This is a genomic window from Micromonospora sp. NPDC047620, assembly GCF_043205005.1.
Lineage (GTDB): Bacteria > Actinomycetota > Actinomycetes > Mycobacteriales > Micromonosporaceae > Micromonospora.
This window is the reverse complement of record NZ_JBIDDG010000032.1, coordinates 59,864-71,385: the sequence shown is the minus strand read 5'-3', so window position 1 is coordinate 71,385 and position 11,522 is coordinate 59,864. Positions and strand designations below refer to the sequence as shown.

At 74.6% G+C, this 11,522-nt stretch carries 9 protein-coding genes and 1 pseudogene; 1 reads left to right on the top strand and 9 read right to left on the bottom strand.

The features are described from left to right. Positions 1-183 precede the first annotated feature (183 nt). From ACGF5C_RS28880 to rfbA, 7 genes and pseudogenes are all read right to left on the bottom strand, one after another. Entirely contained in the window at positions 184-1,386 is a 1,203-nt protein-coding gene (locus ACGF5C_RS28880; RefSeq protein ID WP_350687465.1) for a DUF6004 family protein, read from the bottom strand. Between the two features lie 398 nt (positions 1,387-1,784). After that, on the bottom strand, positions 1,785-3,134 hold the full coding sequence (locus ACGF5C_RS28875; protein WP_393306643.1) for a metallopeptidase TldD-related protein: 1,350 nt from the start codon (positions 3,132-3,134) through the stop codon (positions 1,785-1,787). Between the two features lie 23 nt (positions 3,135-3,157). After that, positions 3,158-4,714 (bottom strand): TldD/PmbA family protein, encoded by a 1,557-nt coding sequence (locus ACGF5C_RS28870; protein ID WP_393306630.1) that lies wholly within the window; start codon positions 4,712-4,714, stop codon positions 3,158-3,160. Further along, positions 4,678-5,946: a cysteine desulfurase gene (locus ACGF5C_RS28865; RefSeq protein WP_393306628.1), complete on the bottom strand. Its 1,269-nt coding sequence runs from the start codon at positions 5,944-5,946 to the stop codon at positions 4,678-4,680. The genes ACGF5C_RS28870 and ACGF5C_RS28865 overlap by 37 nt, the downstream gene beginning before the upstream one ends. Beyond that, entirely contained in the window at positions 5,943-6,761 is an 819-nt protein-coding gene (locus ACGF5C_RS28860; RefSeq protein WP_393306626.1) for a crotonobetainyl-CoA--carnitine CoA-transferase, read from the bottom strand. The genes ACGF5C_RS28865 and ACGF5C_RS28860 overlap by 4 nt, the downstream gene beginning before the upstream one ends. A 95-nt stretch (positions 6,762-6,856) precedes the next feature. Then, positions 6,857-7,708: pseudogene (locus ACGF5C_RS28855) on the bottom strand (class I SAM-dependent methyltransferase); the annotation flags it as partial. Positions 7,709-7,817: 109 nt separating this feature from the next. Continuing rightward, on the bottom strand, positions 7,818-8,711 hold the full coding sequence (gene rfbA, locus ACGF5C_RS28850) for a glucose-1-phosphate thymidylyltransferase RfbA (protein ID WP_393306624.1): 894 nt from the start codon (positions 8,709-8,711) through the stop codon (positions 7,818-7,820). Positions 8,712-8,817: 106 nt separating this feature from the next. On the opposite strand from rfbA, the gene ACGF5C_RS28845 reads away from it, so the two are divergent. Further along, positions 8,818-9,543 carry a DUF899 family protein gene (locus tag ACGF5C_RS28845; protein ID WP_393306622.1) on the top strand — a complete coding sequence of 242 codons (726 nt, stop codon included), beginning with the start codon at positions 8,818-8,820 and terminating at the stop codon, positions 9,541-9,543. Between the two features lie 125 nt (positions 9,544-9,668). Here the strand turns inward: ACGF5C_RS28845 and ACGF5C_RS28840 are convergent, their stop codons facing one another. After that, a complete protein-coding gene (locus ACGF5C_RS28840; RefSeq protein ID WP_357699533.1) occupies positions 9,669-10,328 on the bottom strand; it encodes a hypothetical protein in 660 nt (219 codons plus the stop codon). Positions 10,329-10,384: 56 nt separating this feature from the next. Then, positions 10,385-11,521: a trans-sulfuration enzyme family protein gene (locus tag ACGF5C_RS28835; RefSeq protein WP_393306620.1), complete on the bottom strand. Its 1,137-nt coding sequence runs from the start codon at positions 11,519-11,521 to the stop codon at positions 10,385-10,387. Position 11,522 lies beyond the last annotated feature (1 nt).

The following is an 11,522-nucleotide window of genomic DNA, read 5'->3' as shown; positions in this document are numbered from 1 at the left end:
GCTCCGTACCGATGTAGTTGTGGTTGAGCATCCGGGCCTCTTCCTGGGCCAGGACGACAACCCGTCGCGCTCGGTCGGTGAACCGCTCGAACATGTCTGCCACCCCTGGAGAGTGACGCCGTCCCGGGTGACAGGAGGCCACCCGGGACGACGTCTTTCGGGACTACCAACGGCGGTTGGTCGTCACGCGCTGACGTAGGCTTCCGAGCCCACCAGCGCGTCACCCAGCTTCATCGACACACCGGTCAGGCGCGCCCGGGACTCGCCGTCCTTCGTCCGCAGCGCGGCGTCGGCGTGCTCGGCGGTCAGCAGCGTGCCGGTCGGCTCGATGTCCTTGAGCTGGCCGCTCAGGTGCACCGGGGCCGCCGCGTAGAGCGTGGCGGACGGGGTCACCAGCTCGAAGTGAGCGTCGAAGTGCAGCTCACCCGGGTAGCGCAGCCGGCTCAGGCTCTCCTCGTTGCCGTCGCCGAGCTGGCCGCCCGAGACGGTGAAGAAGCTGGCCCGCAGCATGACCTTGCCGCCGAGAGCCGGGCTGTTGCCCACCAGCGCCACGCGGGCGAGCTGGGCCAGCACCCCGGAGCCCTGGTCGTGCTTCTCCGGCCCGAAGAGGAGGATCTCGGCGCCCGCGGCGAGCGGGTAGTCGCCGGCGAGCTCGATCTCCTCGGTACGGCCGTTGACCTCGACCTTGATCTTCGCCTCGGTCGAGGCCTGGATGATGATCGACGGGTCGACCAGCATCGAGACGCACGGGCCGATGCTCGACGCGAAGAAGGCGCTCGGCGTGTTGCCGACGGCCTCGTTCTCGTCGTTCGACGGGTACCACGCGGCCGGGAGGTTGGTGCCCCGGACCACGTTGTGCGCCGGCATGACCTCACCCTGGTCGCCGTACGGGCGGCCGAGGAACGGCGAGGTGAGCGGGGTCTTGTACGGCGGAAGGCCGTCCACGATCCCCTTGACGTCGATGACACCCCGGTGGGCCAGCCGCATGGTGCTGGTCTCCAGGATGCCGAACCGCCGGATGTAGAACTCCGCGGGGAAGTTCTTGCCGGGCACGATCTGCTTGATGTGACCGGTGTTCGGCAGGTACGGGTTCGACAGGATCTGGATCCGGTCGTTCAGCGTGTAGCTGAACCCCTTGATGCCGACCTCGGGGGCGCTGATGAGCTCCAGGTTGAAGCTCGCCGTGCCGTCCTCGTCGACGGTGTGCTTGAACCCCGGCATCGGCCACTTGTTCATCTGCACGAAGCCCGACAGGTTGATCGTCTCCCGACGGCCGCCGTAGTAGTCGTCACCGAAGACGACCGTCGCCGCAGCCAGGATGTGCGGCCGCAGCGGCTTCGGCTCGATGTTGAGCGACTCGTAGGTCTCTCTCGCCGTGTCAGTCACGGCTCCACCTCCCTGTTTGCCCCGGATGCCCTGACGCCCTCTGTGACGCTCTGCTCAACCCGGGAGGACCACTGACCCGAACGCTATTGTTTTCTAAAGTGACTGTCAACGGGGCCGCAGTGATCGTTTGCGAAATATTGTCCGGTTTCACTGATGGTTCAAGGGGATCATCCAAGGGGGAGGGTTGAATCCCCGTAGGCGCATATCCCACCGGCGCTATTCGTTCGTATACCGCTTCGGGCTGCACGGTCGGAGTGCCCCACCGGCTCGGGTGAGGCCGCGCCCGCCCGCGACGGGCCGCCGACGTCAAGCCGGGGCGTGCGGCCTGGACCAGTGGTGGCGGGAGCGCGGGGCCGCAGGGCCGCCGGTGCCAGCGGTGCGCCGGTCGGATCGGGCGGTCAGACCGCGTGGGTCGCCGCGGTGAGCCGGAAGTCCTGTACGCGCAGCATCGGCATGGCCGTACGCGCCACCGCGTCGCCCCAGTCGCGGGCCCGGGTCGGCACGGTCCGGCCCACCTCGGTGGCCCGGGCGGCCATCGCCAGGGGGCTGTCGTTGAAGCGGAAGTTGTTGACCGCCCCGACGACCTCGCCGTCGCGCACCAGGTAGACGCCGTCCCGCGTCAGCCCGGTGAGGGCCATGGTGGCGAGGTCCACCTCACGGATGTACCAGAGGCTCGTCACCAGCAGGCCACGCCGGGTCGTCGCGATCAGGTCGGCGGCCGACACGCCGCCCGGCCCCTCCAGGATGAGGTTGTCCACCGCGGGCGTGAGCGGCATGCCCAACTCGTCCGCGCTGTCGCGGGTGTGCACCAGCGACCGCAGCCGACCCTGGTCCCACCAGCGGGTCGCGCCCAGCGGAAGGCCGTTGTCGAACACCGACCTCGTCGGCGTCGACGCGGGCGCCAGCAGGAACGGGGCGCAGCGCAGCCCGTCGGCCGCCGGGTCGCTGCGCAGGGTCAGCGGCACGCCGGCGAGTTGCTCCCCGATCCGGGTCCGGCCCCCCGGTCCGCTGTAGACCGTCCGCCCCTGCGCCGCCGCCCGGGCTCCCGCCGTGGTGTAGGCGTAGTTCATCAGGTCGGCGACGGCGGTCGGCGGCAGCAGGCACTCGTAGCGGCCGGGCGGCACCTCGAACCGTCGCCGGCCCCAGTGCAGCCGCCGGTCCAGCTCGTCCTGCAACGCGGCCACCGAGACGTCGCCGAAGTCGGTGGTCACGGCGTTCGTCCAGACCGGGAAGCCGTCCCGGTCGCGCGCGGTCAGCTCCAGGTGCCCGGCGGGCTCGTCGTGGCGCAGCCGCACACCCGTGGAGGTGCCGAGGAACGTGCTGCGCATCCGGTGCTCGGCGTACCCGTGCAGCACCCGGCCGCCGCGCCGCGCCCGGCCGAAACCGGCGGCCAACTGGTCGACCAGCCCGGTCAGCACCGTCGGCGGCGCCGCCGGGACCGGGTCCGCCCAGTGCGGCGACCCGGCGCCGGCGGCCGGCAGGGGCCGCGCGTCCGGCGCCGGCGGCGCCTGGCGGGCGGCCGCCCGCGCCGCCGCGACCAGCGCGATCACCTCGGCCCGGTCGGCCGGCCCGCACAGCGACACCGCACCCACCCGGCCGCCCGCGACGGCCACCACCGACACCCGGCGCTCGTCGCCGCTCCCGTTGCCGGTCAACGCGTTGTCCGCCCACCGCAGGTGCACGTCGGCGCCCTGCTCCACGATCGCCACGCAGTCGTCGCCGCCCGCCGCGCCGAGGGCGATCTCCACCGTCTCCTGCGGGCTCGGGGTCCTCACGCGGGCGCCTCCGTCCGGGTGCTGGTCACGCGTACGCCTCGGAACAGCGCCGAGGGGCACCCGTGCCCGGCGGCGGCGAGTTGCAGCGGCTGTGCCTTGCCGCACTGCCCCGCGCCGGACAGCAGCCAGGTCTGCGGGCCGCCCACCGCCTCCAGCGACCGCCAGAACTCCAGCGTCGTCCCCGTGTACGCGGCGTCCCGCACCTGGCCGGCCAGGCGGCCGTCCCGGATCCGGTAGAAGCGCTGCCCGGTGAACTGGAAGTTCACCCGCGCCATGTCGATCGAGAAGCTGTTGTCGCCGACGACGTACAGCCCGTCCCGCACCCGGCCGATCAACTCGCGGGTGTCCGGCCCGTCCGGTGCGGGGCGGAGCGAGACGTTCGGCATCCGCTGCACGGGCAGGTGCCGGTACGACTCGGCGTACGCGCAGCCGGTGGAGCGGTCCAGCCCGGCCGCGCCGGCGGTCTGCCGGTCGTGTTGCGTGCCGACCAGCACGCCGTCGCGGACGAGCGGCCACGACCGGGCGGCCACGCCGTCGTCGTCGTAGCCGATGGTGGCGAGCCCGTGCGGGGTGGTGCGGTCGGCGACCACGTTCATCGCGGGCGAGCCGTAGCGGAGCGACCCGATGTCGTCGGGGTTGACGAACGAGGTGCCGGCGAAGGCCGCCTCCCGGCCGAGGATCCGGTCCAGCTCGGTGGCGTGCCCGACGGTCTCGTGGATCGTCAGCCAGAGGTTGGTCGGGTCGATGACGAGGTCGTACTCCCCCGGCTCGACGGACGGGGCGGCGAGCTTCTCGGCCAGCAGCCCCGGCAGGCGGGCCAGCTCGCCCGCCCAGTCCCAGCCGGTCCCGGTCAGGTACTCCCAGCCGCGGGCGGCCGGCGGCCCGAGCGTGCGCATGGTCTCGAAGGTGCCGTTGTCCGCGTCGATCCGGAACCCGACCACCATCGGGTGCAGCCACGTCCGCCGCTGCCGGATGCGCCGGCCCTCGCTGTCGTGGTACACGGTGGACTCGCGGAACACCTGCAGGTACGCCTCCGCCAGGTCGGCGCCGCCGTCGCGCAGGATCGCGCACCAGCGGGCCAGCAGGGCGGTGCGCTCGGCGGCGGGCACCGCGAAGGGGTCCACCTCGCACGGCGACTCCCACACCGCCGGCCCGTGGACCGGCTCGGGCGCCAGCCGGGGCGGCGCGCCGCGCAGCGGGCGCAGCATCCGGGCCAGCTCGCAGGCCCGGGCGGCCAGCTCGGCGACGCCCGGCGGGGAGAGGTCCACCCCCGAGGCGAAACCCCACGTGCCGTCGACGAGGACCCGCACGCCGGCCCCGGTCTCGACGCTCTCCTGGGTGCCCTCCGGCTGCGCGTCGCGGACCCGCTCGCGCAGCACCCGCACTCGCCGCAGCCGCACGTCGGCGTACGAGGCGCCGAGCCGGCGGGCCCGTTCCAGCGCGGCCAGGGCCAGCTCCCCGGCCGGCAGCGTGTCGAATCCCGGTTCCGCGACGGCGGCCGGGACGGGCCCGGCGGTCACCGGAACCGGATGTCGGGGTACTGGGTGGTCCACTCCCCCGCCCGCACGGTACGCAGCGCCTCGGCGACCCGGTCGACCTCGCCGCGGGTGCTGTAGACCGCGAAGGAGAGCCGCACCGTGCCGAGCAGCCCCAGGTCGTCGAGGAACGCGCTGGCGCAGTGCACGCCGGACCGCACGGCGATGCCGTGCGCGTCGAGGTGCCCGCCCACGTCGTACGGGTGCAGGCCGTCCACGGCGATGGAGACGATGCCGGCCGGGTCCGCGGCCGGGTCGCCGACGACCCGCACCCGGTCGACGTCGCGCAGGACGTCGACGGCGTACCGGACCAGGTCCGCGTCGTGTGCCCGCACCGCGTCCCGGTCGAGCCCGTCCAACCACGTCAACGCGGTGGCGAGCCCGACCGCGGCGCCGATGTCCGGGGTGCCGGCCTCCAGCCGCGCCGGAACCGGCACGTAGGACACCGGGGCGTCGTGCGAGACCCCCTTGACCGTCCCGCCGCCCACCTGGTACGGCGGCAGGTCGGCGAGCAGTTCGCGCCGGCCGTAGAGCACCCCGGAGCCCATCGGGGCGTACACCTTGTGGCCGGAGAAGCAGTAGAAGTCCGCGCCGATCTCCCGCACGTCGACCGGCAGGTGCGCGACCGCCTGCGCGCCGTCGACGACCACGGGCACGCCCCGGTCGTGCGCCACGCGGACCAGCTCCCGCACGGGGTTGACGGTGCCGAGCACGTTGGAGACGTGGCTGACCGCGACGAGGCGGGTCCGGCGGCCCAGGACGGCGGCCAGGTCCTCCGGCCGGACCGGCCCGCCGGCCGGCGACGGCACGATCCGCAGCCTCGCCCCGCGCCGCTCGCAGAGCCGGCGCCACGGCAGCAGGTTGGAGTTGTGCTCCATGCCGGTGACCACGACGTCGTCGCCGGCGCCGACGATCCGCTCGGCGAAGGTGTCGGCGAGCAGGTTCACCGCGTCCGTCGTGCCCCGGGTGAAGACGATCTCGTCGGCGTGGGCGGCGTTCACGAACCGCCGGACCACCTCCCGGGCGTCCTCGTAGCGGCCGGTGGCCCGGCGGCTGAGGTCGTAGAAGCCGCGCCCGATGTTGCTGTTCGCCGTGGTGTAGAAGTCGACCACCGCGTCGAGGACCGACCGGGGCTTCTGCGTCGTCGCGGCGTTGTCGAGGTAGGCCAGCGGCGGGCCGTGCCCGGCCACGTCGAGGAACGGGAACTCGGCCCGCACCGCGGACAGGGGATGGGCAGCCGTGTCGGTCATCCTGCGTCCTCCGTGAAGCTTGCGGTGAAGCGGTCGAGGAAACCCGGCGGGCAGGGGAAGAGCTTCTGCTCCGGGTAGGGCCGCTCGGACGGGGGGATCCACCCCGGCTCGCCGCGCCGGGGCCACCGCCCGGCCCGGTCCGCCAGGTGCGGGCCGTGGAAGAACCAGCAGATCTGGCTGACCTGCTCGGTGAAGACGACGGGATGCACCTCGGGCGAGTACATCGCCATGTGCCCGTACGCGGCCAGGAACTCGCCCGCCACCCCCATCGAGGCGCCGAGCATGACGTGACCGAAGACGTCGTGCACGGCCCGGAAGATGTCGTTGTGCAGCAGCGGTACGCCGCCGACCGTGACACCCGACGGGGCGCACAGCGGATGGTCCGGGGCGGGCCCCTCGGGGCCGTGGCCGTCCCGGGTCAGGTAGACGTGCAGCACGCCGGTGCGGGCGAGGCGGTCGACCAGGTCCGTCGCGCCCCGGTACGGCTGCCCGGGGCCCCGCCACGGCTCGACGCGGATCCCCGCCCGGGCCAGCAGGGCGAAGTGGCGCAGGTTCTCCTCCGTGAACCGGCGGTAGCGGGCCGCCAGGTCCGGCCCGAGGTCCCGCCGGGGCGCCCGGTCGAAGTGCCGCGCCACCGTGCGGCAGAACTCGGGGTCGACGCGCACCCGGGTGCCGGGCAACCCACCCAGGTCCCGGCGGGGCAGTTCGCCGCGGGCGGCGGCGGCGTCGACGTACGACTGGGCCAGCGCGAGCAGGCCGGGGTGGCCGGCCGGCGGACGGGCGGGGCGTGGCGCGCTCGGGCAGGCCGCGGTCATCCGGCCCTCCCCGACCCGGCCCCCGGCGGGCCGGATCCGGCCGCCTCGGGGCGGCCGGCGGCGGCCGGCACGCCGGCGGCGTCGGCGGCGGGGCGGCGCGCGCGCAGGCAGAGCGCCGAGCCGGGCAGGGTGAGCACGCCGTCCGCGTCGGCGAAGGCGGCGGCGGCCTCGGCGAGCCGCTCCCAACCCGCCCGCTCCGCGTCGGCGCCGAGCTGCCGCCGCACCGTGGCGAGCACGCCGGGCGGCGTCACGTCGCGGGTGTACGCGAGGTACTCGTCGACGGAGGCGAAGCGCATCGCGATCCCGACGGACTCGGTGCCGACGTCCGTGAAGCCCGCGGCGAGCAGGTCGGCGCGGGTGCGTTCGGCGTCGGACATGCTGAACGGGCCGGGGCGGCCCGGTGGGGGGACCGGCAGGCCCGCGGCCAGCGTCCGGAAGCCCAGCGAGGTCATCGGGTTCGCCTCCGGCGGCCCCCAGACGGCGGCGGCCAGCACGCCGTTGGGAGCCAGGAGGCGGTGCAGGCTCGCGAGGGTGCGCTGCCGGTCCACCGCGAACATCAGCCCCCACCGGCTGAGCACCGCGTCGAAGGAGTGCGCCGGCAGGTCGAGGGCCTCCACGTCGGACTCGGCGAACTCGATCGGGTGGCCGAGGCCGGCGGCGCAGCGGCGGGCCCGGTCGACCATCTCCGGGGCGAGGTCGATGCCGAGCACCCGGCCGGTGGGGGCGACCAGCCGGCCGGCGCTGACCGACGGCTCGCCGGTGCCGCAGCCGACGTCGAGCACCCGGTGACCGGGGCGGAGCCCGGCGGCGCGCAGCAGCCAGTCGGTCACCGGCGCCGCGGCCCGCTCGTAGCGGTCCTGCCAGAAGTCCCACCCGGCGCTGACCGCGTTCCAGGTGTCACGTTGCTCGGCCTTGAAGGCCACGGAGTCGAACCGGACGGCGGTCATGTCGCTCTCCTCGCAGGCGGACTCGGCCTCAGATCACTATATGATTGACAAGTTGGTCGGGCAACGGCGTGAGCCGGCCATCACCTGCCCGCCGCCGATACCCGGGCCCTCACCGGACGGCGGCCGGGCGCGCCGGACGCTCGCCGTCGAGCAGTTGCAGCAGGTAGTCGCCGTACCCGCTGGCACGCAGCGGCACCGCCAGGCGGCGCATCGCCGCGTCGTCGAGCAGCCCGGCCCGCCAGGCCACCTCCTCGACGCAGCCGACCTTGACGCCGTGCCGCTCCTCGATCACGCGCACGTACTCGGCCGCCTTCATCAGGTCGCCGAACCGGCCGGTGTCCAGCCACGCGGTGCGCCGCCCGAGCAGCCGCACCTCCAGCCGGCCCTGGCGCAGGTACTCCCGGTTGACGTCGGTGATCTCCAACTCGCCCCGGGCGCTCGGCGTCAGCTCCGCGGCGATGGCGACGACGTCCGCGCCGTACACGTAGAGACCGGGCACGGCGTACCGGGACGGCGGGACCAAGGGCTTCTCCACGATGTCGCGCACCGCGCCGCACTCGTCGAGGTCGAGCACCCCGTACGGTCGCGGGTCCGCCACCGGGAGCCCGAACACCAGCCCACCGTCCACCCCGGTCAGCTCGGCGAGCTGCCGGTCCAGCTCGGCGGAGTGGATGATGTTGTCGCCGAGGACGAGCATGGCCGGGCCGCCGGCGAGGAAGTCCGCGGCGAGCAGGAGCGCGTGGGCGATGCCGTCCGGGCGCTCCTGCACGGCGTACCGCAGGTCGAGCCCCCACTGGCCGCCGTCGCCGAGCAGGCGCCGGAACAGCGGCTGCTCGTCGGGGCGCGTGATGATGAGGATCTCCCGCACACCGGCCGTCACGAGGGTGCTCAGCGGATAGAAGATCATTGGCTTGTCGTAGACCGGCATCAGTTGCTTGGAGACCGCCCGGGTCACCGGCCACATCCGCGAGCCGGTGCCACCAGCGAGCAAAACACCACGCATTTTTAAAGCGTAGCGCATGGCGCCTGCGCGTGGTGGAAACATCACGTCGGGTGCCGGGCGGGTAGCCTGCCCGGGGATGGCCCGACCGTCGTGGAGGGAGCCGCACATGACCGACGTCGACCAGGAGACCGGGCTGCCGAGCTGGCCCGCCGGCGCCGACGGCGCGTACGTGGCCGCGCGGCGGGCGCTCGCGGCGGCCGAACAGGACCTGCGGGACCAGCTCGAACGTGTGGCCGCGGCACGGCGGCGGCTGCCACCCGGCCCGCTGCTGGGCGACTACCGGCTCGCCGAGGGGCCGGTCGACCTGGCCCGGCCCGGGCCGGCCCGGAGCGTCCGGCTGCGCGACCTGTTCGAGGAGCACGAGACCCTCTTCGTCTACCACCTGATGTTCGCACCGGACGCCGCCGAGGCCTGTCCCATGTGCTCGCTGTGGGTGGACGGCTTCCACGGGGTGCTTCCGCACCTGCGCCGGCACACCGCCGTGGCGGTGGTGGCGAAGGCGCCGCTGCCCCGGCTGCAGGCCTGGGCCCGGCGGCGGGGCTGGACCGGCCTGCGGATCCTGTCCAGCCACGGCACGTCCTTCAACGCCGACCTGCGCGCCGAGCACCCGGACGGCACGCAACGGCCGATGGCCAGCGTGCTGCGCGCCGAGGGCGACCGGGTACGGCACCTCTACTCCGCCCCCGCGAGCTTCCCCGACGGCGGCGAGCGCGGCATCGACCTGCTCAGCCCGGTCTGGAACGTCCTCGACCTGCTGCCTCGGGGCCGCGGCGACTGGTACGCCGGCAACGACTACGTCCCCGGCCCGGCGGCGTCCCCCGCCCCGGCCTGACGGCCCGCCCTCGGACCGGGCGACGGCGTCCCCGGGCCGGCACGATCGCGCTCCGGCCCGGCGGCGGCTCGCCCCGCCCGGCACGACACCGTCCCGGCCCCGCCCGGCGGGTACTCACCGCCGGGTCACGACCCGGTGGCGAGCAGGTCGGGCAGCCGCACCGCCGCCAGCCGGCGGCCGGCGAAGTCGGCGTACCAGAGCAGCGCGCCGTCCCAGGTCAGGCCGACCGGACGGCCGGCCACCGGCGCCTGTCCGCGCAGCGTGCCGTGCCGGGCGTCGACCGCCCGCAGCATCGCCCCCTCGAAGTCGGCGTAGACCACGAGGTCACCGGCCACCGTCAGCCCGGACGGCACGCCGGGCACCGGGAACTCACGCTGGACGGTCATCGTGGCGACGTCGCGGAGCTGGACGACCGACGGCCCGCGCAGCCCCATCCACATCGCCACGCCGGTGGTCTCCACCCCGCAGAGCCGGCCGCTGGGCGGGGCCACCTCCTTCTCGCCGAGCGCCTCGCCGGTGAGCGGGTCGATCAGCAGGATCCGCTTCGGGCGGCCGCCGACCTGGCAGAGCGCGCCGCCGCCCACGGTGAGGTCGGCCCGCGCCCGGGGACAGGACAGGGTCCGCACGACGGCGCCGGTGTCCGGGGCGAGGGCGTAGATCTCGCCGGCCTCCTGGTCGGAGTGCCAGAAGAACTCGCCGTCGAAGGTGAGGCCGCACAGGTAGCGCCCCGGGGCGGGCAGCGACCGGACGACCGGCAACGTCGTGTCGATCTCGCGGATGGCCATGGACGGCCCCTTTCGTGGCAGGCGGGTGGACGGCGGGACGCGGGCGGACGGCCGGCTCAGGGCCCGCCCGCCAGCGCCCGGGACAGGTCCTCGGCGAGGTCGTGCGGGTCCTCGATGCCGACCGACAGGCGGATCAGCGAGTCACCGATGCCCCGCCGCGAGCGGGCCTCGGCCGACAGCGGACGGTGCGTCATCAGGGCCGGGCACTCCACGAGGGAGTGCACGCCCCCGAGGCTGACGCCGCAGGTGAAGAGCGTGAACCGGTCCAGCAGTTGCTCGGCGGGGCCGCCGAGGTAGTCGAAGGAGACGATCGCGCCGGGGGCGCTCATCTGGGCCTTGACGACCGCGTGCTGCGGGTGCTCGGGCAGCCCCGGATAGTGGACGGCGCCGACCGCGGGGCTCGCCCGCAGCCGCTCCACCAGGACACGCGCGGTGGCGACCTGCCGGTGCACCCGCAGCGACAGGGTGTGCAGCCCCCGGCGGACCAGGAAACAGTCCAGCGCCCCCGGCACGTTCCCGGCCGTCGTCCGGTACGCCCGGACCGCGGCGTGCAGGTCCGCGTCGCGGTAGACGAGGGCGCCGCCCAGCACGTCCGCGTGGCCGGCGATGGACTTCGTGGTGCTGTACAGCGAGACGTCGGCGCCGAGCGCCAGCGGCTGCTGGAGCACCGGGCTGGCGAAGGTGTTGTCGACCACCACGCGGGCCCCCCGCCCGTGCGCCCGCCGGCTGACCTCGGCGACGTCCACCACGGTGAGCAGCGGGTTGGTCGGCGTCTCGATCCAGACCAGGGCGAGGTCCGGTTCCGCCAGGGCCGCCGTGATCCCCTCCGGGGTGGTCAGGTCGGCGTACCGCACCCGCACGCCCTGCCGCGCGGCCAGGTCGAACAGGCCGTCGGTGCCGGCGTACACGTCGTCGGTGCTCACCACGCACTGCCCGGGCCGCACCAGCGACAGCAGGGTCGCGGCGGCGGCCTGGCCGGAGGAGAAGACGGTGGCGAACGGGGCCCGCTCCAGCCCGGCGAGGCACTCCTCCAGCTCCTCCCGGGTGGGGTTCTCGCCCCGGCCGTAGAAGTAGCGGGGCTCGTCCTGCGCCCGGCGTTCGTAGGTGGTGGAGACGTGGATCGGGGGGACGACGTCCCCGGTGCCCGCCGACGGCCGGCGACCGCCGTGCACCAGCCGGGTGTCGAAGCGCATG

Coding starts and splice junctions, on each gene's coding strand:
- ACGF5C_RS28865 (WP_393306628.1), bottom strand. CDS start 5,946: ATGACCGACACGGCTGCCCATCCCCTGTCCGCGGTGCGGGCCGAGTTC.
- ACGF5C_RS28860 (WP_393306626.1), bottom strand. CDS start 6,761: ATGACCGCGGCCTGCCCGAGCGCGCCACGCCCCGCCCGTCCGCCGGCC.
- rfbA (WP_393306624.1), bottom strand. CDS start 8,711: ATGCGTGGTGTTTTGCTCGCTGGTGGCACCGGCTCGCGGATGTGGCCG.
- ACGF5C_RS28845 (WP_393306622.1), top strand. CDS start 8,818: ATGACCGACGTCGACCAGGAGACCGGGCTGCCGAGCTGGCCCGCCGGC.
- ACGF5C_RS28840 (WP_357699533.1), bottom strand. CDS start 10,328: ATGGCCATCCGCGAGATCGACACGACGTTGCCGGTCGTCCGGTCGCTG.
- ACGF5C_RS28835 (WP_393306620.1), bottom strand. CDS start 11,521: ATGCGCTTCGACACCCGGCTGGTGCACGGCGGTCGCCGGCCGTCGGCG.